The sequence below is a fragment of the Streptomyces sp. NPDC020983 genome (assembly GCF_044333485.1).
Classification (GTDB): domain Bacteria; phylum Actinomycetota; class Actinomycetes; order Streptomycetales; family Streptomycetaceae; genus Actinacidiphila.
Genome location: NZ_JBIRRA010000005.1, coordinates 32,900 through 55,758, shown reverse-complemented (window position 1 = coordinate 55,758; position 22,859 = coordinate 32,900). Strand labels below are relative to the sequence as shown.

Here is a 22,859-nt window from a genome sequence, read left to right as displayed (position 1 = left end):
ACCATGTCCGACCACCCGACCGACGAGGCGGCGACCCCGAACCTCGCGTTCGAGGGCAGCACACCGTACGAGGACTACGTCCAGGCGTCCGTCCTCACCCATCTGCAGCACCCGCTGTCCGACGAGCCCGGCGAGCTGGCCTTCCTCGTCACCACCCAGGTCATGGAGCTGTGGTTCACCCTGCTCGTGCACGAGTGGACCACCGCGGCCCGCGCGCTGCGCCAGGACGACCTGCCCACCGCGATGGCGGCGCTGCACCGCAGCCTGCCCGAGCTGGAGTCGCTCAACGCCTCCTGGAAGCCCATCGCGCACCTCACCCCCGGGCAGTTCAACGCCTACCGCTCCGCGCTCGGTGAGGGCTCCGGCTTCCAGTCGGCGATGTACCGCAGGGTCGAATTCCTGCTCGGCGAGAAATCCGCCTCCATGCTCGTCCCGCACCGCGGCACCCCGCGCGCCTACCGCGAGCTGGAGAAGGCCCTCACCGAGCCCAGCCTCTACGACGAGGCGCTGCGGCTGCTCGACCGGCGCGGCTACCGCATCCCCGCCGCCGTACTCGACCGCGACCCGACCCTGCCCTACGAACCGCACCCCGAGGTCGAGACCGCCTGGCAGCGCGTCTACGCCGCGTCCGACCAGGACTCCGACCTCATCCGGCTCGGCGAGACCCTCACCGACATCGCCGAGTACGTGTGGCGGTGGCGCAACGACCACCTCGTGGCAACCCGGCGCGCGATGGGCGCCAAGACCGGCACCGGCGGCTCCGCGGGGGTGGCCTGGCTGGAGAAACGCGCCACCAAGAACGTCTTCCCCGAGCTGTGGACGGCCCGAAGCCATGTCTGAGCCCACCGCACCGCCGTCCCCCGCCGCCGCCCTCGCCGCACGCGCCGCCGAGCTGGACGCGGCCGATCCGCTCGCCGCCGTCCGCGACCGCTTCGTCCTCGACGACGCCACCGTCTACCTCGACGGCAACTCGCTGGGCGCGCTGCCCCGCGGGGTGCTGCCGCGGCTGAACGACGTCGTCACCCGCGAATGGGGCGAGCTGCGCATCCGCTCCTGGGAGGAGAGCGGCTGGTGGACCGCCCCCGAGCGGGTCGGCGACCGCATCGCGCCCCTCGTCGGCGCCGCGGCCGGGCAGATCGTCGTCGGCGACTCGACCAGCGTCAACGTCTTCAAGGCGCTCGTCGCCGCCACCCGCATGGCCCGGAAGGGCCGCAGCGAGATCCTCGTCGACGCCACGACCTTCCCCACCGACGGCTACATCGCCGCCTCCGCCGCCCGGCTCACCGGCTGCACCGTCCGCGCCGTGCCGCCCGGCGAGATCGCCGCGGCGGCAAGCGGGCGGACCGCGGCGGCGCTGGTCAACCACGTCGACTACCGCACCGGGCGGCTCTACGACCTGCCCGGTATCACCGCCGCCCTGCACGAGGCCGGATCCGTGGCCGTCTGGGACCTCTGCCACAGCGCGGGCGCCCTGCCCGTGGGCCTCGACGACGCCGAGGTCGACCTCGCGGTCGGCTGCACGTACAAGTACCTCAACGGCGGGCCCGGCGCGCCGGCGTACCTCTACGTCAGGCGCGCGCTCCAGCCGCTCTTCGACTCCCCGCTGCCGGGCTGGAACTCGCACGCCGACCCCTTCGGCATGGTGCCCGGCTACCAGCCCGCGGACGGCGCCCCACGCGGCCGCGTCGGCACGCCCGAGATCCTCTCCCTGCTCGCCCTGGACGCCGCGCTCGACGTCTGGGACGGCGTCGACATCGCCGCCGTCCGCGCCAAGAGCCTCACGCTCACCGACTTCTTCCTCGGCTGCGTGACCGCCCTCGTCCCGCCCCGGGTCGTCGAGCCCGCCACGCCCGCGGGTCACGCCGACCGCGGCAGCCAGGTCTCGCTGCGCTGCCCGGACGCGGGCGCGGTGATGCGCGAGCTGACCGCGCGGGGCGTCATCGGCGACTTCCGCCGCCCCGACATCCTGCGCTTCGGCTTCACGCCCCTCTACACCCGCCACACCGACGCCCTCCACGCCGCCCGCACCCTGGCGGACGTGCTCTCCCCCGCCGGGACGGCCTGAGCGATGACCCACGACCCCGCCACGACGAAGCCAGCCGCCCCCCGGCCGCCGGCAACGGCGGCGCCCGTCGAGCCCGCAGCCGACACGACGGGGGCTGCCGTCCCGGGGGAGCGCGCCGGGGTGGCGCCGGGCGCGGTCGCGGCCGCGCGGCGCGCCGCCGCGGCCGCCGCCGAAGAGGCGTCGGCCTTCGCGCACCCCGCCGTGCCGCCCGACGCCACCGCGGCGTACGGGGAGCATCCCGAGCAGGTCGTCGACTTCTACCGGCCCCGCGCGGACGGCAGCGGGCGGGGCGCGCCGCTGGTGGCGCTGCTGCACGGCGGGGCCTGGCGGGCGCGCTACGACCGGGCCCACATCTCGCCGCTCGCGGCCCGTCTGGCGGGGCGCGGCTTCGCGGTGGCCTCGGTGGAATACCGGCGCGGCGCACCGCCGCCGGACGCCCAGGACGGCCCCGAGCCGCCCGTCGCCGGGCGCTGGCCGGAGACCTTCGACGACGTCGCCGCCGCTGTCGACGCGCTGCCCGCGCTCGCCGTCCGCACGCTGGGCACCGGTGTCGTCGATCCGCGGCGCTTCCTGCTCAGCGGGCACAGCGCGGGCGGCCACCTCGCGCTGTGGGCCGCCGCGCGGCATGTCCTGCCGCCCGGCTCGCCCTGGCGCACCAGCTCGCCTCCGCCGGTGCGGGGTGTCGTCGCCCTCGCCCCGATCGCCGACCTCACCTCCGCGATCCGGCTGGGGGTGTGCTCCGACGCCGTGACCCAGCTGCTCGGCGGCCCCGGCCACGTCGCCGCCCGGCTCCCGCACGCCGATCCCGCCGCGCTGCTCCCCACGGGTGTCGCCGTCACCGTCGTGCACGGCGCCACCGACACCGAGGTCCCGCCGGCCGTCAGCCGCGCGTACGCCGCCGCGGCGGCCGCCGCGGGGGAGGAGGTCACGGCGGTGTGGCTGCCCGGGCGCGGGCACTTCGCCCTCATCGACCCGGCGAGCCCCGCGGTGTCGGCTGTCGCCGACGAGCTCGACCAACTCGCCTGGTAGGCGGCCTCGGGCCCTCCCGGGCCGGGCACGGAGCGCCCCGGGGCGCTGCGGGCGCCTTCCCGGCGCCGCGGCCGCCCGTGCGGCCTGCCGCGCCCGGCGGGGGCCGCGCAGGCCCGCCGGGGGCACTGCGGAGCGCGAACCCCCGCTGAGAGCTAGCGGCTGCGCTTCGCGAGACGCTCGACGTCGAGGAGGATCACCGCGCGGGCCTCCAGGCGGAGCCACCCGCGGCCGGCGAAGTCGGCGAGCGCCTTGTTCACCGTCTCGCGGGACGCGCCCACGAGCTGGGCCAGCTCTTCCTGGGTGAGGTCGTGCACGACGTGGATGCCCTCTTCCGACTGGACGCCGAAGCGCCGGGAGAGGTCGAGCAGGGCCTTCGCGACGCGCCCCGGCACGTCGGAGAAGACCAGGTCGGACATGACGTCGTTGGTGCGCCGCAGCCGGCGCGCGACCGCGCGCAGCAGCGCGGTGGAGACCTCGGGCCGTACGTTCAGCCAGGGCTGGAGGTCGCCGTGGCCGAGGCCCAGCAGCTTGACCTCGGTGAGCGCCGTGGCGGTCGCCGTCCGCGGACCGGGGTCGAAGAGCGACAGCTCGCCGATGAGCTCCCCGGGGCCGACCACGGCCAGCATGTTCTCGCGGCCGTCGGGGGAGGTGCGGTGCAGCTTCACCTTGCCCTCGGTGACGACGTACAGCCGGTCCCCGGGGTCGCCCTCGTGGAACAGCGAATCGCCACGTGCGAGCGTGACCTCGGTCATGGAGGCGCGCAGTTCAGCCGCCTGCTCGTCGTCGAGCGCCGCGAAAAGCGGGGCACGGCGCAGAACGTCGTCCACGAGCTCTCTCCTTGTCGACATCGCTGGGTTGTCCCCATGATGCATGACGTATCAAACAGTGCGATCAATCACAAGGATGTCTTATCAGGGGCCGGATGAGTGCCCCGGGGGGCCGATTGGGGGCCGCGGGGCCTTCCGCCGGCGGCCGAACGAGTGGGCCGCCGCCCCGTTTTCCGCTCTCAGCGAACACCCCCGGCGGCGGGTCGGGCCTCCCCGGTCAGGACCGGCGCCGCGCCCGGCGGGGCGGGCTCGCCGGGATCACCGCCGGGTGTCGGTGGCGGCCCGTAGTCTGGCGTGCATGGCGACGAGGAGTGGCGCGGTGAGCCCGGCTCCGGCCGGTGCGGCCGCGGTCAAGAAGAAGGCGAAGGTCGCGCAGACGCACACCGGGCTCGTGCGGCAGGCCCGGCGGATCAACCGCGAGCTGGCCGAGGTCTATCCCTATGCCCATCCGGAGCTGGATTTCGAGAATCCCTTCCAGCTGCTGATCGCCACCGTGCTGTCGGCGCAGACCACCGACCTGAGGGTGAACCAGACGACGCCCGCGCTGTTCGAGGCGTATCCGACGCCGGAGGCGATGGCGGCGGCGAATCCGGCCGAGCTGGAGGAGATCCTGCGGCCCACCGGTTTCTTCCGCGCGAAGACGCGCGCGGTGCTCGGCCTGTCCGCGGCGCTGCGGGACGAGTTCGGCGGCGAGGTGCCCGGCCGCATAGAGGACCTGGTGAAGCTGCCGGGCGTCGGCCGCAAGACGGCCAACGTCGTCCTCGGCAATGCGTTCGGCGTGCCGGGGCTCACCGTGGACACGCACTTCGGGCGGCTCTCGCGGCGCTTCGGGTGGACGACGTCGGAGGATCCGGAGCAGGTCGAGAAGGACGTCGCCTCCCTCTTCCCGAAGTCGGAGTGGACGATGCTGTCGCACCGCGTCATCTTCCACGGCCGCCGTATCTGCCACGCCCGCAAGCCCGCGTGCGGCGCCTGCCCGATCGCCCCGCTGTGCCCGTCCTACGGGGAGGGCGAGATGGATCCGGAGAAGGCGCGCAAGCTGCTCAAGTACGAGAAGGGCGGCGCGCCCGGCCAGCGCCTGAAGCCCCCGCCCAACTACCCGGGCCGGCCCGCCCCGCCGCTGGCCGCCTCATGACCCGGGCGCGGGGCGCGGGGGCGGCGGACGCGCGGGTGAGCCGGGAGGGCCTGCCCGGCTGGCTCGCCCCGGTCGCGGACGCGGCGGAGCGGATACGCCCCGAGCAGCTCAGCCGCTTCCTGCCCCCGGAGTCGGGCGGGCGGCAGTCCGCCGTGCTGATCCTCTTCGGCGAGAGCCCCGAGCCCCCGCACGGGCCCGACCTGCTGCTCATCGAGCGCTCCGCCGCCCTGCGCTCGCACGCGGGCCAGCCGTCCTTCCCCGGCGGGGCGCTCGACCCGGAGGACGGCGACCCTGAGGGCGCGGGCCCGCTGCGTGCGGCGCTGCGTGAGGCCCGCGAGGAGACGGGCCTGGATCCGGCCGGGGTGCAGCTCTTCGGTGTCCTGCCGCGCCTCTACATCCCGGTCAGCGGCTTCGTCGTCACCCCGGTGCTGGGCTGGTGGCGCGAGCCCAGCCCCGTCGCGGTCGTCGACCCGGCGGAGACGGCCCGGGTGTTCCGCGTCACGGTCGCGGCCCTCACCGACCCGGCCAACCGCGCGACGCTCACCCATCCGAGCGGCTTCCGCGGACCGGCCTTCCTGGTCGAGGACGCCCTCGTGTGGGGCTTCACCGCGGGCCTGATCGACAAGATCCTGCACTACGCGGGCTGGGAGGTCCCCTGGGACCGCGAGCGGACGGTCCCGCTCGGCTGACGGCGCGCCCCGGCCGGCCCGGGTCCGTGGCGGATTCCGGCCGGATCCGGGCGGCCTGCTGCTCCGTACGCTCCCGCGCGCTCAGGTCGCCATGAGACCGTGTCCCTCGTGAACGTGCTGGACTTCCTGCTCATCCTCGCCGCTGCCTGGTTCGCCGTGGTCGGCTACCGGCAGGGCTTCGTCGTCGGCGTCATGTCGGTGGTCGGCTTCATCGGCGGCGGCCTCGTCGCGATCTACCTGCTGCCGCTGGTGTGGGACAAGGCGACCGGCGACGCCACCCCGGGCTCGGTCGCGATCATCACGGCGGTGGCGCTCGTCATCGTGTGCGCGTCGGTGGGGCAGGCGTTCACCACGCACCTCGGCAACAAGCTCCGTACGAAGATCACCTGGTCACCCGCCCGCGCGATCGACGCGAGCGGCGGCGCGCTGGTCAACGTGCTGGCGATGCTGCTGGTGGCGTGGCTGATAGGCAGTGCGCTGGCCACCACGGCGCTGCCGACGATAGGGCGCGAGGTGCGCTCGTCGAAGGTGCTGCTCGGGGTGTCCCGGGTGATGCCGTCGCAGGCCGACACCTGGTTCGACGACTTCAGCACGACGCTGGCGCAGAACGGCCTGCCGCAGGTCTTCGGCACCTTCGGCGCCGAGCCGATCACGTCCGTGCCGGCGCCCGACCCCGCGCTGGTCAACAACCCGGTGGTGGCCACCGCGCGGCGCAGCATCGTCAAGGTCGTCGGCACCGCGCCGGGCTGCGGCAAGGTGCTGGAGGGCTCCGGCTTTGTCTTCGCGCCGGGCAGGGTCATGACGAACGCGCACGTCGTCGGCGGCGTGTCGGAGCCGACCGTGCAGGTGGGCGGCAGGGGGAGGCTGCACGACGCGCGCGTGGTGCTCTACGACTGGCAGCGCGACATCGCGGTGCTGGACGTGCCCGGCCTGGACGCCCCCGCGCTGCGCTTCGCGACCACCGACGAGCACACGCGCGACGACGCGATCGTGGCCGGCTTCCCGGAGAACGGCGGCTTCGACGTGCGGGCGGCACGCGTCCGCGACCGGATCATGGCCAACGGTCCGGACATCTACCACCGCGGCACCGTCCACCGCGACGTCTACTCGCTGTACGCGACCGTACGGCAGGGCAACTCCGGCGGCCCGCTGCTCACCCCGGACGGCAGGGTCGCGGGTGTCGTCTTCGCCAAGTCGCTGGACGACTCCAACACGGGCTACGCGCTGACCGCGGACGAGGTCGCCCCCGACGCGAAGGCCGGGCGCACCGCGGACCGGCGGGCGGACAGCGAGAGCTGCGCGCTGTGAGGAGGGGCCGGGCGGCGGAGGCTGCCCGCGCCCACCGCCCGGCCCGTACGGCCGTCAGCCGCGCGGATGGCGGAGCCGGGCGCCGACCCAGCGGGCGCGGCGCCGGAGGATGCGGGGAATCCCCAGCGGGGTTTCGCCCGGCGGGAACAGTTCCATGGGCGCCGTACTGCTGACGGCGGCGGGGGTGCTTCGGCGAGTACGTGACCCATCACGGTAGTCGTGCGTCCAACCCATACCGAGCTACGTGCCCGCACCCGTTGGTCCGTAATCGCCGTTTGGTGGTCCTCTTGGCCTATGCGTCCGGCAATTCAGATGACCATGAGGTCGTCGTCCCGGCGTGTCCCGGCGTGTCGCGTTCTGGGGAGCGGAGGGTGACGGAGTGGTCGCTCAGCGGTCCGGCTCGGGGTCCCGCAGCCAGTTGATCAGCTCGGCGGAGAACGCCGCCGGGTCCTCCTCGTGCGGGAAGTGCCCGAGGCCGTCGAAGAGCCGCCACCGGTAGGGCGCCTCGACGTACTCCCCGCTGCCCGCCGCGCTGCCCGTGCGCAGCGCCGGATCCAGCGAGCCGTGCAGGTGCAGCGTCGGTACCCGGACCGGCCGCTTCATCCGGCGGTTGAACTGGATCCCGTCCGGCCGGGCCATCGACCGCACCATCCAGCGGTAGGGCTCGATCGAGCAGTGCGCGGTGGACGGGATCTGCATCGCCTTCCGGTAGACCTCCACGGCCTGCCCGTCCGGCAGCGAGGGCCCCGACCAGCTGGTGATCAGCTCCCCGACCAGTGCCGCGTCGTCCGCGACGAGCTGCCGCTCGGGGATCCACGGCCGCTGGAAGCCCCAGATGTACGCCCCGGCGCGGCTCTGCCGCAGGTCGGTGAGCATCGCGGTGCGCCAGCGGCGCGGGTGCGGCATCGAGACGACCGCGAGCCGGCGGATGAGCTTGGGCCGCATCGCCGCGGCCGTCCAGGCGAGGTAGCCGCCCAGGTCGTGGCCGACGACGGCGGCGTCCGGCTCGCCGAGCGAGCGGATCACGCCGGTGACGTCGAGGGCGAGGTTTCCCGGGTCGTAGCCGCGCGGGGTGCGGTCGCTGCCGCCGACACCGCGCAGATCCATCGCGACCGCGCGGAAGCCCGCGTCGGCGAGCGCGGTGAGCTGGTGCCGCCAGGTCCACCAGAACTGCGGGAAGCCGTGCAGGAGCAGGACGAGCGGGCCGTCGCCGGCCTCCGCGATGTGGAAGCGGGCGCCGTTGGCGGCGACGTCGCGATGGGTCCACGGGCCGTCCGGCCGGATCACCGACGCGCTCGGCCCGCCCCTGGTCCCCGGGCGTGCGGGCCGGTCGGCGGAGTTCATGCCCCAGAGCGTGTCACATCTTCGCCTTCACCGGGGCGTCGGCGGGGGGCAGGACGCGCCCGGAACGTGACGATTCGGTGGCACCGCTGCGCAGCGCCGCGGCGCCGTCCGGCAGCTCGCGCGGGTGGGGCTTGGCCTTCTGCAGCACCGCGGCCGTCTGCTTCGCCGAGTTGATCGACCGCTCCGGCTTCTTGACGGCCTTGAACCGCAGGAAGCCGATCCCGCCGACGATCAGGGCGAGGAGCACGTACGCGCCGAACACGATCAGGAACGCCCAGCCCGTCGTGATCCCGAGGGCCTTCAGGCCCCAGGCGGCCGCCAGGCTCAGCATGGGCACCGAGAACAGCGCGAGAGCCAGCGCGGCGACCATCGCGGCGCTGCCGAAGGCCACCCGTTTGGCGTCCGCCCGCAGCTCCGCCTTGGCGAGCGCGATCTCGTCGTGCACCAGGGCGCTCATCTCCGCCGTGGCGGCGGCGAACAGCTGTCCGATGCTGCGGCTGTCACCGTTGTGGGCTGCGCTCATCGCGTCGTCCTCCGTCTTTCCGTCGTCCACTGTGGAGCGGCCCGTTCCGTGGCGCTTCGACCCTCCGCTCACCCGATCATGCCTCAGATGGTGTCAGGTCCGCTGTCGCGGCGGGCCAGTTGGGCGAGCCTGCGGTGCTCGGCGGCCTGCGCCTCCAGGATCTCGGCCATCCTGAGGTGGTAGGCGGGGTCGTCCGCCTCGTAGATGTCGGGTACCCCGTCTCCGTCCCTGTCGCGCTCCTCGTCCTCCGCCAGCCGCCGGTAGGTGGTGTCGCGCAGCTTGAGCAGGACGGACGCCAGCACCGCGGAGACCGCCGAGCCCACCAGCACCGCCGCCTTGGTTTCGGCGGCGAGCGCGGGGTCGGAGCCGAAGGCCAGCTCCCCGATCAGCAGGGCGACGGTGAAGCCGATGCCGCCGAGCGCGGCCAGCGCGAAGACGTCCGGCCATGTCAGGTCCGGGTTGAGCGTCGCGCGGGTGAAACGGGCGGCGGCCCAGGTGCCGCCGAAGATGCCCACGGTCTTGCCGGCCACCAGGCCGAGGACGACGCCGAGCGTCTCCGGACGGGTGAAGACACCGGAAAGGGCCGTCCCCGACACCGTGACCCCGGCGGCGAACAGCGCGAAGAGCGGCACCGCGAGCCCGGCCGACAGCGGCCGCACCAGGTGCTCCACGCGCTCGGCCTGCGAGGGGCCGGCGCCCTGCGCGGCGTCGTGGCCGCCGTCTTCCGGACGCGGGGTGCAGCGCAGCATGAGCCCCATGGCCACGCCCGCGACGGTCGCGTGGATCCCGCTGTTGAGCGTCAGCACCCAGGTGACGACGGCGAGCGGCACGTACACGTACCAGCCGCGTACACGGGCGCGGAGCAGGATGCGGAACAGCGCCAGGCACGCGGCGGCGCCCACCAGCGCGGCGACGTTGATGGTGGAGGTGAAGAAGACGGCGATGACCAGGATCGCGCACAGGTCGTCCACGACGGCGAGGGTGAGCAGGAAGGCGCGCAGGGCCGCGGGCAGCGCGGTGCCGATGACGGCGAGCACGCCGAGCGCGAACGCGATGTCGGTGGCGGTCGGCACCGCCCAGCCGCGCAGCGAGCCGCCGCCTGCCGCCGCGGTCACCGCGTAGACACCCGCCGGGACGGCCATGCCGCACAGCGCCGCGACGACGGGGAGGGCGGCTGCGGACGGTGTGCGCAGCTCACCGACGACCAGCTCGCGCTTGAGCTCGATGCCGGCGACGAAGAAGAAGACGGCGAGCAGGCCGTCGGAGGCCCAGTGCCCGACCGACAGGTGCAGGCCGAGGGCGGCGGGGCCGAAGTGCTGGTGGACGACGCTCTCGTAGCCGTCGTGGGCGGTGTTGGCCCAGATGAGGGCGGCGGTCGCGGCCGCGAGGAGCAGCACGCCGCCCACTGTTTCGGCGCGCAGCGCGTCGAGGAGGGTGTTGCGTTCGGGGAGCGGCAGGCGGCCGAGCAGGACGGCGGGGCGGCGGCGCCGTGGCTCGGGCACGGGCGACCTCCTGGGCGTTCGGTGGCGTCGGTCCCTCATGGGGGCCTCTTGCCTCTGGGTGCTGCGCGTCGCCCTCCCAGCCTCCCCCGGACCCAGGGGCCGTGGGCCCCTGGGCTGGCCCGAACGGGGCGGGGCGGCGGGCGCCGGGCACGCGTGAGGGCGCTCCCACCGGTCACCGGCGGGAGCGCCCTCACGCGTGGGTCGCGGCGGTCAGTCCTCGCCGGCCGCGCTCGGCAGCTTGCTCTGGATCAGGTCCATCACGGACGAGTCGGTGAGCGTCGTGACGTCACCCAGCTCGCGGTTCTCCGCGACGTCCCGCAGCAGGCGGCGCATGATCTTGCCGGACCGCGTCTTCGGCAGCTCGGAGACCACCAGGACGCGCTTGGGCTTGGCGATCGGCCCGAGGGTCTTTCCGACGTGGTCGCGCAGCGACGCCACCAGTTCGGCGCTGTCCTCCGCCGAGCCGCGCAGGATCACGAACGCGACGATGGCCTGCCCCGTCGTCTCGTCGGCGGCGCCGACGACCGCGGACTCCGCGACCTTCGGGTGCGACACGAGCGCCGACTCGACCTCGGTCGTCGAGATGTTGTGCCCGGACACCAGCATCACGTCGTCGACCCGGCCGAGCAGCCAGATGTCGCCGTCGTCGTCCTTCTTGGCGCCGTCACCCGCGAAGTAGCGGCCGGGGAAGCGCGACCAGTACGTGTCCAGGTAGCGCTGGTCGTCGCCCCAGATGGTGCGCAGCATCGACGGCCACGGTTCGGTCAGCACCAGGTAGCCGCCGGAGCCGTCGGGCACCTCGTGGCCCTCGTCGTCCACGACCGTGGCCGCGATGCCGGGCAGCGGGGTCTGCGCCGATCCGGGCTTGGCGGCGGTCACGCCGGGCAGCGGGCTGATCATCATCGCGCCCGTCTCCGTCTGCCACCAGGTGTCGACGACCGGCGTCCTGCCGGCACCGATGTTCTCGCGGTACCAGATCCACGCCTCGGGGTTGATCGGCTCGCCGACGCTGCCCAGCACCCGCAGGCTGCTCAGGTCGAACTTCGCCGGGATCGCGTCGCCCCACTTCATGAACGTGCGGATCGCGGTGGGCGCGGTGTAGAGGATCGTCACGCCGTACTTCTGCACGATCTCCCAGAAACGGCCCTGGTGCGGGGTGTCCGGGGTGCCCTCGTAGATGACCTGCGTGGCGCCGTTGGAGAGCGGGCCGTAGACGATGTACGAGTGCCCGGTCACCCAGCCGATGTCGGCGGTGCACCAGTAGACGTCCGTCTGCGGCTTGAGGTCGAAGACGGCGTGGTGGGTGTAGCTCGCCTGCGTCAGGTAGCCGCCGGAGGTGTGCAGGATGCCCTTCGGCTTACCCGTGGTGCCCGAGGTGTAGAGGATGAACAGCGGGTGCTCGGCCTCGAAGGCCTCCGGGGTGTGCTCGGTCGACTGCCGGCCGGTCACCTCGTGCCACCACAGGTCGCGGCCCTCGGTCCAGGCCACCTCCTGCCCGGTGCGGCGGACCACCAGCACGTGCTCGACCTGCGGCGTGCGCGCGACCGCGTCGTCTATGGCGGGCTTCAGCGCGGAGGGCTTGCCGCGCCGGTAGCCGCCGTCCGCGGTGATGACCAGCTTGGCGTCGGCGTCGTCGATACGGGACGCGACGGCGTCGGCCGAGAAACCGCCGAAGACGACGGAGTGGGCCGCGCCGATCCGGGCGCAGGCCAGCATCGCCACGACGGCCTCGGGGATCATCGGCAGATAGACCGCGACCCGGTCGCCCTTGCCGACGCCCAGCTCGGCCAGTGCGTTGGCGGCGCGGCAGACCTCGTCCTTCAGCTCGGCGTAACTGATCGCCCGGCTGTCGCCCGGCTCTCCCTCGAAGTGCAGGGCGATGCGGTCGCCGTGGCCGGCCTCGACGTGCCGGTCGACGCAGTTGTACGCCACGTTTAGCTCGCCGTCCGCGAACCACTTGGCGAAGGGCGGGTTCGACCAGTCCAGCGTCTGGGTCGGCTCGGTCGCCCAGGTCAGCCGCCGGGCCTGCTCCGCCCAGAAGCCCAGCCGGTCCGCCGCGGCCTGCTCGTACGCAGCCGCGGTGACATTGGCGGCGGCGGCCAGCTCTGCCGGCGGCTCGAAGCGCCGCTCCTCCTTCAGCAGGTTGGCCAGGCTCTCATTGCTGCTCACGCCAGCTCCTTGTCAGGGTCTCCCAGATGTCCCGCCACTACCTCACCAGTCCGCGGGCACCCTGACAAGGGTTCACCCGGAAGTGGTTTAGACCTTTGTGGTCAGTCCGTACGCGGCCGGGCCGTCGCCACCGGGCGCGGCCGGGGGCGCCGTGGCCGCGGTCTCCGCAGAGGGCGCGGGATCCGGCCGTACCGCCGTGAATATGCCAGAGGCCTGATCGAGCGCATACGCCCGGGCCTCGCCGGCGTGGACGTACATTCCGTGCAGCTGGAGCCGGCCCTCGGCGATGCGCCGGGCCACGCCCGGATACGCCGCGAGGTGGTCGAGCTGCTGCAGCACGTTCGCCAGGGTGAGGCGCTCGTGGTCGTCGGCGGCCGGCCGGTCGGCCAGCGCCGCCCCGCCCGCTCCCGGGCCGCGCGCCATGCGGTCCAGACTCGGCCGCCCGTGCCGCAGCCAGCGCGCCAGCGGTGTCTGCGCGCCCGGCTCCGGGGCCGCGGCGAGCAGCGCGGCCATCGCCCCGCAGCCCGAATGCCCGCACACGGTCACGCCGGTGACCTCCAGCACCTCCACCGCGTACTCGACGGCGGCGGCCACCGAGTCGCAGGAGGCGTCACAGCCGGGCGGTGGCAGCAGATTGCCCACATTGCGCACGGTGAAGAGGTCGCCGGGACCGCTGGACGTGATCAGGCTCGTGGCCGGCCGGTAATCGGCGCAGGTGACGAAGAGCTGGGTGGGCCGCTGCCCTTCGCGGGCCGGCCGTGCGGGCTCCTCGCTCACCGGCGGCGCCGTGCGGCGCCGGAAGGCGCCGACGTCTCCGACCAGTTGCCCGCCACCGGCGACCGGCTGCTGCTCCGGGCACGCGCGGTGGTGGTGCCAGGGCGTCCAGGAGCGGCGGGCGCGCGGGTGCTCGGGCCCGCGCAGCGCGCGTTCCGCCGCCTCGCCGAGCCGGACCCGGCCGCCACGGCCGCGGTGCCGCGCGCACCAGCCGCGCAGCGCCTCGGAGACCGCGTGGTCCATGAACGTCCCGTCCAACTCCACCACCGCCTCCGCCCTTTCCGGTACCTGCGCGAGCGCCCGTGACAGCCGGGGCACCGCGAGGAAGGTCAACTGCCCCGTCACGCGTACCCGTACCCGCGCGCACGCGTCCTGCACCCTTTCCCGGGTTTCTTCTTTTTCTTCGGATTTATTGCTTTTTAGGTTTTCTTTGACGTCGGAGACGTATTCCCTGGTGACGCTGATCCGGGTGCGCGTCAGCCGCCGCAGGGCCAGAAGGGCCGCCACCACGACGCCCGCCGCCACTCCCTGGAGCACGCCGAACACCACGACAGTGCCCAGCGTGGCCGCGTAGACAGGGAATTCGCGGTGCCGGCGGACATGGCGGACGTGGGCGAGGCTCACCATGCGCAAACCGACCAGCATCACCAGTGCGGCCGGAGCCGCGAGCGGAATCGCCTCCAGCGCGCCGGCGGCCAGGCCCGCGCACAGCAGCACCCACACCCCGTGCAGCACGGTGGCCCGGCGCGTGCGTGCGCCCGCCGCGACATTCGCCGAGCCGCGCATCGCGCCGCCGGCGATCGGCAGCCCTGCCAGCAGGCCCGACACCACGTTGGCCGCGCCCTGCCCCAGCAGCTCGCGGTCCAGCCGGACCGGCGGCGCCTGCGCCTCCGGCGGCCGGGCGGCCTGGAGGGCGTCCACCGCGAGGGCCGACAGCAGCGACTCCATACTCGCCACGAGCGTCACCGTCAGCACCGCCGCGGCGACGCCGAGGACCGGCCCGTCCGGCAGCTCCGGCAGCCCGGGAGCGCGCCACGCGGGCAGTTCCACGCGGGGCACGGACAGCCCCGCGGCCGCCGCCGTCGCCACGGCGACCGCCGCGAGCGGCGCCGGGACCGCACGCAGCACTCCGCCCGCCCGGCCGCCCACCCGCTCGCGCAGCCGCGGCCAGCCGAGGAGGACGGTGACGGTGAGCGCGCCGACGACCGGCGTGACGGGATGACTGCCGGTCAACTGGCCCGGCAGCGCCACAAGGTTGCCGACCGCCGAGTTGTGCGGGCTGCCCCCGAGGACCACGTGCAGCTGGCCCACGGCGATGACGGCACCGATGCCGGCGAGCATGCCGTGCACGATGGCCGGGCTCACGGCGAGTGCCGCCCTGGCCACCCGCAGCGCCCCCAGCAGCAGTTGCGCGAGGCCCGCGAACACGGTGACGGCGCAGGTGGCGCGCCAGCCGTAGCGGTCGACGAGCCCGGCGGTGACGACGACGAGGCTGGTGGCGGCCCCGCTGACCTGGAGCGGCGCGCCGCCGAGCGAACCCGCGACGAGGCCGCCGACGACGGCCGCGACCAGTCCTGCCTGGAGCGGCGCGCCGGTGGCCAGTGCGATGCCGAGGGAGAGGGGGACGGCGATCAGGAAGACCGTGATCGAGGCGGGCAGGTCACCTGGCGTGCGGGCGGCCGGTGGAGGGCCGGGCCGCGTGCGGATGGGGGTGCGGAATCTCATGTCCCGTCTCCTTCGGTGGGCGGCGGGAGCCGGTGGCGCAGCGTCATCACTCGCTACTGCCAAGAGGCAGTAAAGAGACGGTAATGGATCGAATGCGGAGCGTGAGGTGCGGAGGGTGGATCCAGGGCTTTTTTACGTCTATCGAGTGATTTGAATGATGAAACGGCCCGGCGTGGAGGTTGCGCCGCGTGAGCGTGCCAGCGTGAGTCGGCGTGTGGCCACACGCCGCCCACGCCCTGCCGCGATGCGAGGTACGAATGCACTCCGTACGCAAGCCGCTCCCCGTCCCCCGCGCTTCCGGGGGCCGCGCCGCCGGCGCCGTCCGCGGGGACCGCCACCGCCGTGCCGCGCGGCTGCGCGCCGCCGCCACCGCCGTCGTCCTGGCGCTCGGCGCCGCCGCGTGCTCGTCGCCCGGCGGCGCCCGGTCCGCCGGACCGGGCGGCCGCGGGGTCGAGGACGCACCCCAGGTCCCGCCGGTGCTGCGGCTCATCGGCGACGGCTCCACCGCCGACACCGGCGACCAGCCGCGCCAGCCCGCCGCCCGCCGCCTGCACCCGGGGGAGCGGCCGCCGCAGTTCGTCGTCTTCTCCTGGGACGGCGCCGTGCAGGACGACCGGCGGCTGCTGTCGTACGTCCGCGAGTTCGGCGAGCGGGACGGCGCCGCGATGACGTACTTCGTGAGCGGCGTCAGCCTGCTGCCCGCCGCGCACGCGGACCGCTACGCGCCGCCCCGTCATCCGCGGGGCACCTCCGACACCGGTCTGCCGGCCGACCCGGCGACCGTCGCCGGCACCGTCGCGCAGATGAGGCTCGCCTGGGCGGACGGAAGCGAGATCGGCACGTACTTCAACGGGCACTTCTGCGGGCAGGACGCGGGCGCGCCGGTGGACGGTGCCGCCGCCGACGATGCGGACGGCCCTGACAGCGCGTCCGGGGGATGGACGTCGGCGGAGTGGGCGGCGGAGATCCGGCAGGCCGCGGATCTCACGCGGCAGTGGAAGACCGGCACGGGCCTGTCCGCGGCCGATCCGCTGCCCTTCGACTACGCCAAGGCCGTCGTCGGCGGCCGTCCGCCGTGCCTGACCGATCCGGCGGGCCTGCCCGCGGCAGCCGTGGCGGCGGGCTTCCGCTACCTCGCCGATCCGACGCCGCAGCCGCAGGTGTGGCCCACGAGGTCCGGCGGGCTGTGGCGCTTCCCGCTCCAGGAGGTGCCCGTCCCCGGGCGGGACACCGAGACGCCCGCCTCGGACCAGGGCTTCCTGTCCGTCCAGTCCGGCACACCGGTCGCCGGCGCCCAGGACCCGCAGCAGAACGCGGTGTGGCAGGAGCAGATGCACGACGGCCTGATGGCCGGCTTCGAGCGCGCCTACCGGGGCAACCGCGCGCCGCTGGTCGTCGCGAGCCACCTGGAGTCGTGGAACGGCGGCGCCTACCTGAAGGCCGTCGAGGACACCGTGCGGGACGTGTGCGGCAGGCCCGACGTGCGGTGCGTGTCCTTCAAGCAGCTCGCCGACTGGCTGGACGCGCAGGACCCCGAGGTGCTGGACCGGCTCCGCGGGCTGGACGTCGGGCAGGCCCCGCGGGGCGGGTGGGCCGCGCTGATGCGTCCGTCGCCGTCGCCCACCGCGGCGGGCGAGGGGGCGGCCGGCACACCCGGGGGGTCCGCCTCCGCCGCCACGCCGGCCGGGGCCGTCAGGCCGGACGGGCGCTGAGCGCCTCGCCGCGGGTCGCTGCGGGGACGCTTCGCAGCAGGCTCTCGTCGAGGACGAAACCGGGGTCGATCTGCGCCGCCAGGTCGGCCCCCGTCTTCGAGTTTCCCCAGCTCTCCGCGTTCTTCCTGTGGAAAAGTGCCATCTGCTGCGTGTAGCGACGCCAGTCCCGGCACTCGTAGGCCGCGTCGGCCCGCTCGTGCATGGTGCGCAGGGCCCGCCGGTTGGCTTCCTCCAGCTGGTCGAAGCGCGGCGGGCGCCCCTTCTCCATCGCCCGCACCCAGTCGGACTGCCCGACCGTGACCAGCAGGTCGTCACCGACCTCCGCGCGGAGGAAGGCCAGGTCGTCCGCGCCCTGCACCTTGTTGCCGATCACGGCGAGCGCGACCCCGTAGTCGCGCGCGTAGTCGCGGTACTGCCGGTAGACGGCGACGCCCTTGCGGGTGGGCTCGGCGACGAGGAAGGTCAGGTCGAAGCGGGTGAACATGCCGGAGGCGAAGGAGTCGCTGCCCGCCGTCATGTCGACGACCAGGTATTCGCCGCGGCCGTCGACGAGATGGTTCAGGCACAGCTCCACCGCGCCGACCTTGGAGTGGTAGCAGGCCACACCGAGATCCGACTCGTTGAAGGGGCCGGTCACCATCAGCCGCACCGTGCCGCCGTCCAGTGCCACCGGGCGGGCGCAGGCCGCGTAGACGGGGTTGTCGTCGTCCCCGGTCAGGCGCAGCAGGCGGGAGCCCGGGCCGGGCGGGGTCGTCTTGATCATCGTCTCGGCGGAGGCGATCCGCGGATTGGCGCCGCGCAGGTACTCCTTGATCTGCGGCAGGTGCGCGCCGAGCGCGGGAAGCGCGGCGGCCTCCTCCTCGCCGAGTCCGAGCGCCGGGCCGAGGTGCTGGTTGATGTCGGCGTCGACGGCGACGACCGGCACCTGCGAGGCGGCGAGATGGCGGATGAAGAGGGAGGACAGCGTGGTCTTGCCGCTGCCGCCCTTTCCGACGAAAGCGATCTTCATGTGCGCCAAGAGTAGTCGGATGACTACGCATCCTGTCCAAACGGAGTGGGCAAGGCCACTCGATCGTGGTCGTTTGCCGTGTCGCGGGGTGCGTAGGGTCTTGGGCATGGCTACGAACGCTGCCCAGTCCGCCGCCCAGGAACTCTCGGCGACCGACCCGCTGGCCGCCCTCGGCACCCTGCCGGGCGTTCCCGCCGCGGTCGACGCGGTGCGGCAGGCAGTGGACAGGGTGTACGGGCACCGGGTGATGCGTCGCAGGTCGGACGAGGTCGCCGCGGAGGCCGCCCTGCGCGGCGCCCGCGGCTCCGCGGCGCTGGCGGGCGCCGACTGGCCGCTCGAGGAGCTGCGCCGCCGCAGCGACTTCTCCGCGGACGAGCAGGCCCGTACGGTCGGCGCGGCGCTCCGGCTGACCGCCGAGGCGGGCGGGCTGCTCGGCGTCTGGCGGCGTTCGCCCCTGCAGGCGCTGGCCCGCCTGCACCTGGTGGCGGCGAGCGGTGCGGCAGCCGACCCCACCGTCGGCCGGCCGCGGCTCGCCGGGGAAGCGGTGGACGAGCCGCTGGTCGGCGCCGCCGAGCTGGACCTGCCGAAGCCGCCGGAGGTCACCGCGCGGCTGGACGGGCTCACCGCGCTGCTTCTGGCCGGGACGTCGGCACCCGCGCTGGTCGTCGCCGCGGTCGTCCACGGCGAGCTGCTGAGCCTGCGCCCCTTCGGCTCCTTCAACGGGCCCGTGGCGCGTGCCGCGGAAAGGATCGTCCTGGTCGGCGCGGGGCTGGACCCGAAGTCCATCTGCCCGGCCGAGGTCGGCCACGCCGAACTGGGCACGACCGCCTACCTCGCCGCCCTGGAGGGCTACGCCTCGGGCACCGCGGAGGGCATGGCCGAGTGGATCGGCCACTGCGGGCGGGCGCTGGAGCTGGGCGTACGCGAGAGCGTCGCCGTCTGCGAGGCGCTGCAGCGGGGCGCCGCCTGAGACCGGGCGGACCACCTGCGGGGCCGGCGAACCTCCTGGGGCCGGGCACGGAAATGCGGCGGCACCTCTCGGTGCCGCCGCTGGCACGTCCGCCGGGTGACCAGTGCGTGCGCGATATCTGCCGGATCAGGGCGGGGTCTTCGCCCGCTTCCTGGTACGGCTGGCCCGGTTGGCGGGTCGGCTCCGCGTGGGTGCCCGGCTTCCGTGCTCGGTCCGTGGGGCCTACTGCAGTGAACTGCGGTCTTCCTCCCGGAAGTCCGTGGTCTCGCGGGCCGCTTACCACCTTTGTACCCCCGACCGCGGCCCGGCGGAACCCCTGGCTCCCCTTCTTTACGTTCCCGGAACATTTCCGTCGATACGGGACATCCTGGCCGAGGCGGCTGGTGGGGCTGGTGGGCTGGGGGTGACGGGTGGGAACGGGGGCCGCGGGGGCTACGCCATGCCTGCCGGCCGGCGGCGCCGCGCCGCGAACCAGACCAGCCCCGCGGTCGCGGCGGCGGCGCCCACTGCGGCGGCGGCGAGCACCGGCGCGGACGGCATGGGAAGTGTGGGGATCCGCTGGTTCAGCCGGACGGGGCGGTTGAAGGTGAGCGTGGGCCACCCCCGGGCCACGGCCTCCTTGCGCAGCGCCCGGTCGGGGTTGACCGCGTAGGGGTGGCCGACCGACTCCAGCATCGGGACGTCGGTCGCCGAATCGCTGTACGCGAAGCAGCGCTCCAGGTCGTAGCCCTGCGAGCGGGCCAGCTCCTCGATCGCCTCCGCCTTCGCCGGACCGTAGACGTAGTGCTCGATCTCGCCGTTGTAGGCGCCGTCCTCGACGACCATCCGGGTGGCCACCACGTGGTCGGCGCCCAGCATCTCGCCGATCGGCTCGACCACCTCGGAGCCGGAGGCGCTGACGATGACGACGTCCCGCCCGGCGGCGTGGTGCTCCTCGATGAGCGAGGCCGCCTCGTCGTAGATGATCGGATCGATGAGGTCGTGCAGGGTCTCGGCGACGATCTCCCGCACCTGCTGGACATTCCAGCCCCTGCACAGGTCGGACAGGTATTTGCGCATGCCTTCCATCTGGTCGTGATCCGCGCCTCCGACCAGGTACACGAACTGGGCATATGCGGTACGCAAAACCGCCCGCCTGTTGATGAGGCCGCCCTGGTAGAAGGACCGCCCGAAGGCGAGTGTGCTCGACTTGGCGATCACGGTCTTGTCGAGATCGAAGAAGGCCGCGGTGCGCGGTGGCAGGTGGTTTTCCACGGGACGAGCATAGGCAACCACCATTCGGCGTAAGGTCAGGCGCGTGGGTTTGCTCTGGAAGGCCATCGGGTACACCATGGAAGTCACGGATCGTTCGCGACCGTGCTAACCCGGTCTGGCTCCTCCCCCCCCCGAGTCGGACCGTGGGGACGACCCCCGCTCTCCCCCCCGGCGGGGGTCGTCGCATGTCCGGACCCGTTTCTGCCGCTTCCGGCCGGGTCCTGCGGCGTCCTCGATCACACCAACCTCCCTCGTCCGCGTGTGTCCTCCCCTGCATACGACGTGTGACGGACCGTAATCGTTGCGAAGTCGGCGAGAAGTCACCTGTGTGAGTGACGAGTTATCCACAATCGCCGAGTTGTCCACAGATTCCGACCAAGATCATCGCAATTCCCGCTTCTCACCCCAAGCTGATGTCGGCGGCGCCCACCGGTGCGCCGCACGGCAAGCGAAGGGGAAGAGAAATGTTTGGTTCCACCATGCCCGGACCGCGGCACGAGGCCCTCGAAGGCCCTGGCGGACCGCTGATTGTCACGGAGGATGAAAGCCTCCTCGACGATCTGCTACGGCTCTGCGCGGCCGCCGGCGCGGAACCGGAAGTCGTCTTCGGCGCGCCCCCGCGCGCACCGGGCTGGGAGGGCGCGCCCCTCGTCCTGGTCGGTGCGGAGTCGGCGGCACGCATCCGCGGGGTCCCCCGCAGGAAGGGGGTCCTTCTCGTCGGGCGGGATCCGGACGACGCGGAGGTCTGGCGCACGGCCCACGACGTCGGGGCCGACCACGTTCTGCTGCTGCCGGACGCCGAACCCTGGCTCGTCGACCGGCTCGCCGACATCGTCGAAGGCGTCGGGCAGCCCGCCCTGACCGTCGGGGTGGTCGGCGGCCGCGGCGGCGCCGGCGCCAGCACCCTGGCCTGCGCCCTCGCCGTCACCTCCGCGAGGGCCGGGCGGCGCACCATGCTCATCGACGGCGACCCTCTCGGCGGCGGCCTCGACATCCTCGTCGGGGCCGAGCGCTCCCGCGGGCTGCGCTGGCCCGCGCTCGCGGACTCGCGGGGCCGCGTCAACAGCGGCGTCCTGGAGGAGTCGCTGCCGCGGCTCGACGCCCTGAGCGTCCTCAGCTGGGACCGCGGCGACTCCGTCGTCATCCCCGCCCCCGCCATGCGGTCCGTGCTGGGTGCCGCCCGGCGGCGCGGCGGCCTGGTGGTCGTCGACCTGCCGCGCCGGGTGGACGAGGCGGTGGCCGAGACGCTGGCGCAGATCGACATCGGCCTGCTGGTCGTGCCCGCCGAACTGCGCGCGGTCGCGGCCGCCGCCCGGGTCGCCGCGGCCTTCACGTTGGTGCTGAAGGACCTGCGGGTGGTGGTCCGCGGCCCCTTCGCCGACGGGCTCGACGGCCCCGAGACCGCCCGCCTCGTCGGACTGCCGGCAGCCGGCGAGCTGCCCTGCGAGCGCGGGCCCGGCACCCTCGGCAGCAGCGGCCCCCCGGGCTCCTCCGGCCGTGGCCCGCTCGCCCGCTTCTGCACCGCCTTCCTCGCCCGGGCCCTCGCGGACGGCGGGAGCGTGCCGGTATGACCACGCCCCTGCTCGACGCCGTACGCCTCCGCCTGGCCGAGCGCGGAGCCGAGGCGACGCCCGCCGGGGTCGCGGCCGCGCTGCGCGCGCAGGGCCGGCTGCTCGGGGACACCGAGGTCCTCGGGGTGGTCGGCGCCCTCCGCTCCGAACTGGTCGGCGCGGGCCCGCTGGAGGCGCTGCTCGCCGATCCCGAGGTCACCGACATCCTGGTCAACGGCCCGGAGGAGGTCTGGACCGACCGCGGCCGGGGCCTGGAGCGGGCCGGCGTCCGCTTCCCGGACACCGCCGCCGTCCGCAGGCTCGCCCAGCGGCTCGCGACCACGGCAGGCCGCCGGCTCGACGACGCCAGGCCCTGGGTCGACGCACGGCTGCCGGACGGCACGCGGCTGCACGCCGTGCTGCCGCCCGTCGTCGTCGGCTCCCCGTGCCTGTCCCTGCGCGTGGTGCGCTCGCGCGCCTTCACCCTCGCCGAGCTGGTCGCGGCCGGTACGGTCGACGCCGAAACGGCCGCGGTGCTGCGGGCGGTGCTCGACGCGCGGCTGTCCTTCATGATCAGCGGCGGTACGGGCTCGGGCAAGACCACCCTGCTCAGCTGCCTGCTGGGCCTGGTCGACCCCGGGGCGCGCATCGTGCTCGCCGAGGATTCCGCCGAGCTGCGCCCCGACCACCCGCACGTCGTCCGGCTGGAGGCCCGCCCGGCCAACCAGGAGGGCGCCGGCGAGGTCACCCTGCGGGAGCTGGTCCGGCAGGCGCTGCGGATGCGGCCCGACCGGCTCGTGGTCGGCGAGGTGCGCGGAGCCGAGGTGACGGATCTGCTCAGTGCCCTGAACACCGGCCACGAGGGCGGGTGCGGCACCGTCCACGCCAACGCCGCCTCCGACGTCCCGGCCCGCCTGGAGGCCCTCGGCTCCACCGCGGGCCTGGACCGGGCGGCCCTGCACAGCCAGCTGGCAGCTGCCCTGTCCCTGGTGATCCACCTGTCCCGCGATGCGGCGGGCCTGCGCCGCGTCGCCGAGATCCACGTCCTCACCCGCGGTGGCGACGGCCTGGTCACCACACTCCCCGCCCTCCACGGCAGCCCCGGCCCCCTGACCCGCGGCCCGGGCTGGCCCCGGCTCGCGGAGCTGTGCGCGCGGGGGATGTCATGAGGGCGCGGGGCACGGTGGAGCGGCGGGGCACGCCGGAGGAGGCCGCGCGGGACCGCGCGCCGGGCACGGTGCCGCGTCCGGCGGTACGCGGGTGCGGCCGGTTGT

At 74.2% G+C, this 22,859-nt stretch carries 19 protein-coding genes; 10 read left to right on the top strand and 9 right to left on the bottom strand.

The window, feature by feature from the left end:
• The first annotated feature begins 3 nt into the window (after positions 1-3).
• The 3 genes from ACH4SE_RS12090 to ACH4SE_RS12080 are packed head-to-tail and all read left to right on the top strand — an operon-like array spanning position 4 to position 3,094.
• A complete protein-coding gene (locus tag ACH4SE_RS12090; RefSeq protein ID WP_398543244.1) occupies positions 4-840 on the top strand; it encodes a tryptophan 2,3-dioxygenase family protein in 837 nt (278 codons plus the stop codon).
• The gene (gene kynU, locus ACH4SE_RS12085) at positions 833-2,065 is read left to right on the top strand and encodes a kynureninase (protein WP_398543243.1); all 1,233 of its coding nucleotides are present in this window, start codon (positions 833-835) and stop codon (positions 2,063-2,065) included. The genes ACH4SE_RS12090 and kynU overlap by 8 nt, the downstream gene beginning before the upstream one ends.
• A 3-nt stretch (positions 2,066-2,068) precedes the next feature.
• On the top strand, positions 2,069-3,094 hold the full coding sequence (locus ACH4SE_RS12080; RefSeq protein WP_398543242.1) for an alpha/beta hydrolase family protein: 1,026 nt from the start codon (positions 2,069-2,071) through the stop codon (positions 3,092-3,094).
• Between the two features lie 152 nt (positions 3,095-3,246).
• Here ACH4SE_RS12080 and ACH4SE_RS12075 read toward each other — a convergent pair whose 3' ends face one another.
• Positions 3,247-3,921 (bottom strand): Crp/Fnr family transcriptional regulator, encoded by a 675-nt coding sequence (locus ACH4SE_RS12075; protein WP_031520125.1) that lies wholly within the window; start codon positions 3,919-3,921, stop codon positions 3,247-3,249.
• Between the two features lie 298 nt (positions 3,922-4,219).
• Here ACH4SE_RS12075 and nth point away from each other — a divergent pair, with 298 nt between their 5' ends.
• The 3 genes from nth (at position 4,220) to ACH4SE_RS12060 (ending at position 7,053) form a co-directional block, all read left to right on the top strand.
• Positions 4,220-5,056 (top strand): endonuclease III, encoded by an 837-nt coding sequence (gene nth / locus ACH4SE_RS12070; protein ID WP_398543241.1) that lies wholly within the window; start codon positions 4,220-4,222, stop codon positions 5,054-5,056.
• Positions 5,053-5,745 carry an NUDIX hydrolase gene (locus tag ACH4SE_RS12065; RefSeq protein WP_398543240.1) on the top strand — a complete coding sequence of 231 codons (693 nt, stop codon included), beginning with the start codon at positions 5,053-5,055 and terminating at the stop codon, positions 5,743-5,745. Before nth ends, ACH4SE_RS12065 begins: the two co-directional genes overlap by 4 nt.
• Before the next feature lie 108 nt (positions 5,746-5,853).
• Positions 5,854-7,053: a MarP family serine protease gene (locus tag ACH4SE_RS12060; RefSeq protein ID WP_398543663.1), complete on the top strand. Its 1,200-nt coding sequence runs from the start codon at positions 5,854-5,856 to the stop codon at positions 7,051-7,053.
• Positions 7,054-7,107: 54 nt separating this feature from the next.
• On the opposite strand, the gene ACH4SE_RS12055 is transcribed toward ACH4SE_RS12060, so the two are convergent.
• The 6 genes from ACH4SE_RS12055 to ACH4SE_RS12030 form a co-directional block, all read right to left on the bottom strand.
• Positions 7,108-7,287 (bottom strand): hypothetical protein, encoded by a 180-nt coding sequence (locus ACH4SE_RS12055; RefSeq protein ID WP_398543239.1) that lies wholly within the window; start codon positions 7,285-7,287, stop codon positions 7,108-7,110.
• A 153-nt stretch (positions 7,288-7,440) separates the two neighbouring features.
• Positions 7,441-8,397: an alpha/beta fold hydrolase gene (locus ACH4SE_RS12050; RefSeq protein WP_398543238.1), complete on the bottom strand. Its 957-nt coding sequence runs from the start codon at positions 8,395-8,397 to the stop codon at positions 7,441-7,443.
• Between the two features lie 13 nt (positions 8,398-8,410).
• The gene (locus ACH4SE_RS12045; protein ID WP_398543237.1) at positions 8,411-8,920 is read right to left on the bottom strand and encodes a phage holin family protein; all 510 of its coding nucleotides are present in this window, start codon (positions 8,918-8,920) and stop codon (positions 8,411-8,413) included.
• A gap of 83 nt (positions 8,921-9,003) precedes the next feature.
• Positions 9,004-10,461 (bottom strand): Na+/H+ antiporter NhaA, encoded by a 1,458-nt coding sequence (gene nhaA / locus ACH4SE_RS12040; protein ID WP_398543236.1) that lies wholly within the window; start codon positions 10,459-10,461, stop codon positions 9,004-9,006.
• Positions 10,462-10,632: 171 nt separating this feature from the next.
• Positions 10,633-12,591 (bottom strand): acetate--CoA ligase, encoded by a 1,959-nt coding sequence (gene acs / locus ACH4SE_RS12035; RefSeq protein WP_398543235.1) that lies wholly within the window; start codon positions 12,589-12,591, stop codon positions 10,633-10,635.
• Between the two features lie 87 nt (positions 12,592-12,678).
• On the bottom strand, positions 12,679-15,090 hold the full coding sequence (locus tag ACH4SE_RS12030; RefSeq protein WP_398543234.1) for a bifunctional SulP family inorganic anion transporter/carbonic anhydrase: 2,412 nt from the start codon (positions 15,088-15,090) through the stop codon (positions 12,679-12,681).
• 257 nt (positions 15,091-15,347) lie between these two features.
• Here ACH4SE_RS12030 and ACH4SE_RS12025 point away from each other — a divergent pair, with 257 nt between their 5' ends.
• Positions 15,348-16,802, top strand: coding sequence for a hypothetical protein (locus tag ACH4SE_RS12025; protein WP_398543233.1), 1,455 nt, complete (start codon positions 15,348-15,350; stop codon positions 16,800-16,802).
• Here ACH4SE_RS12025 and ACH4SE_RS12020 read toward each other — a convergent pair.
• Positions 16,783-17,811 (bottom strand): ATP-binding protein, encoded by a 1,029-nt coding sequence (locus ACH4SE_RS12020; protein ID WP_398543232.1) that lies wholly within the window; start codon positions 17,809-17,811, stop codon positions 16,783-16,785. The two genes, ACH4SE_RS12025 and ACH4SE_RS12020, sit on opposite strands and share 20 nt — an antisense overlap.
• A gap of 106 nt (positions 17,812-17,917) precedes the next feature.
• Here ACH4SE_RS12020 and ACH4SE_RS12015 point away from each other — a divergent pair, with 106 nt between their 5' ends.
• On the top strand, positions 17,918-18,781 hold the full coding sequence (locus ACH4SE_RS12015; protein WP_398543231.1) for an oxidoreductase: 864 nt from the start codon (positions 17,918-17,920) through the stop codon (positions 18,779-18,781).
• 432 nt (positions 18,782-19,213) lie between these two features.
• Here the strand turns inward: ACH4SE_RS12015 and ACH4SE_RS12010 are convergent, their stop codons facing one another.
• Positions 19,214-20,059, bottom strand: coding sequence for an HAD family hydrolase (locus ACH4SE_RS12010; protein WP_398543230.1), 846 nt, complete (start codon positions 20,057-20,059; stop codon positions 19,214-19,216).
• A 440-nt stretch (positions 20,060-20,499) separates the two neighbouring features.
• Between ACH4SE_RS12010 and ssd the strand changes: the two genes are divergently transcribed.
• Both ssd and ACH4SE_RS12000 read left to right on the top strand, forming a co-directional pair.
• Positions 20,500-21,606 carry a septum site-determining protein Ssd gene (ssd, locus tag ACH4SE_RS12005; protein WP_398543229.1) on the top strand — a complete coding sequence of 369 codons (1,107 nt, stop codon included), beginning with the start codon at positions 20,500-20,502 and terminating at the stop codon, positions 21,604-21,606.
• Positions 21,603-22,754 (top strand): TadA family conjugal transfer-associated ATPase, encoded by a 1,152-nt coding sequence (locus tag ACH4SE_RS12000; protein ID WP_398543228.1) that lies wholly within the window; start codon positions 21,603-21,605, stop codon positions 22,752-22,754. Before ssd ends, ACH4SE_RS12000 begins: the two co-directional genes overlap by 4 nt.
• Positions 22,755-22,859 lie beyond the last annotated feature (105 nt).

Coding starts and splice junctions, on each gene's coding strand:
- ACH4SE_RS12045 (WP_398543237.1), bottom strand. CDS start 8,920: ATGAGCGCAGCCCACAACGGTGACAGCCGCAGCATCGGACAGCTGTTC.
- ACH4SE_RS12050 (WP_398543238.1), bottom strand. CDS start 8,397: ATGAACTCCGCCGACCGGCCCGCACGCCCGGGGACCAGGGGCGGGCCG.
- ACH4SE_RS12020 (WP_398543232.1), bottom strand. CDS start 17,811: ATGAAGATCGCTTTCGTCGGAAAGGGCGGCAGCGGCAAGACCACGCTG.
- ACH4SE_RS12025 (WP_398543233.1), top strand. CDS start 15,348: ATGCACTCCGTACGCAAGCCGCTCCCCGTCCCCCGCGCTTCCGGGGGC.
- ACH4SE_RS12030 (WP_398543234.1), bottom strand. CDS start 15,090: ATGAGATTCCGCACCCCCATCCGCACGCGGCCCGGCCCTCCACCGGCC.
- ACH4SE_RS12090 (WP_398543244.1), top strand. CDS start 4: ATGTCCGACCACCCGACCGACGAGGCGGCGACCCCGAACCTCGCGTTC.
- ACH4SE_RS12065 (WP_398543240.1), top strand. CDS start 5,053: ATGACCCGGGCGCGGGGCGCGGGGGCGGCGGACGCGCGGGTGAGCCGG.
- nth (WP_398543241.1), top strand. CDS start 4,220: ATGGCGACGAGGAGTGGCGCGGTGAGCCCGGCTCCGGCCGGTGCGGCC.
- ACH4SE_RS12010 (WP_398543230.1), bottom strand. CDS start 20,059: ATGGTGGTTGCCTATGCTCGTCCCGTGGAAAACCACCTGCCACCGCGC.
- ACH4SE_RS12015 (WP_398543231.1), top strand. CDS start 17,918: ATGGCTACGAACGCTGCCCAGTCCGCCGCCCAGGAACTCTCGGCGACC.
- ACH4SE_RS12000 (WP_398543228.1), top strand. CDS start 21,603: ATGACCACGCCCCTGCTCGACGCCGTACGCCTCCGCCTGGCCGAGCGC.
- kynU (WP_398543243.1), top strand. CDS start 833: ATGTCTGAGCCCACCGCACCGCCGTCCCCCGCCGCCGCCCTCGCCGCA.
- ACH4SE_RS12080 (WP_398543242.1), top strand. CDS start 2,069: ATGACCCACGACCCCGCCACGACGAAGCCAGCCGCCCCCCGGCCGCCG.
- ACH4SE_RS12055 (WP_398543239.1), bottom strand. CDS start 7,287: ATGGGTTGGACGCACGACTACCGTGATGGGTCACGTACTCGCCGAAGC.
- nhaA (WP_398543236.1), bottom strand. CDS start 10,461: ATGAGGGACCGACGCCACCGAACGCCCAGGAGGTCGCCCGTGCCCGAG.
- ssd (WP_398543229.1), top strand. CDS start 20,500: ATGTTTGGTTCCACCATGCCCGGACCGCGGCACGAGGCCCTCGAAGGC.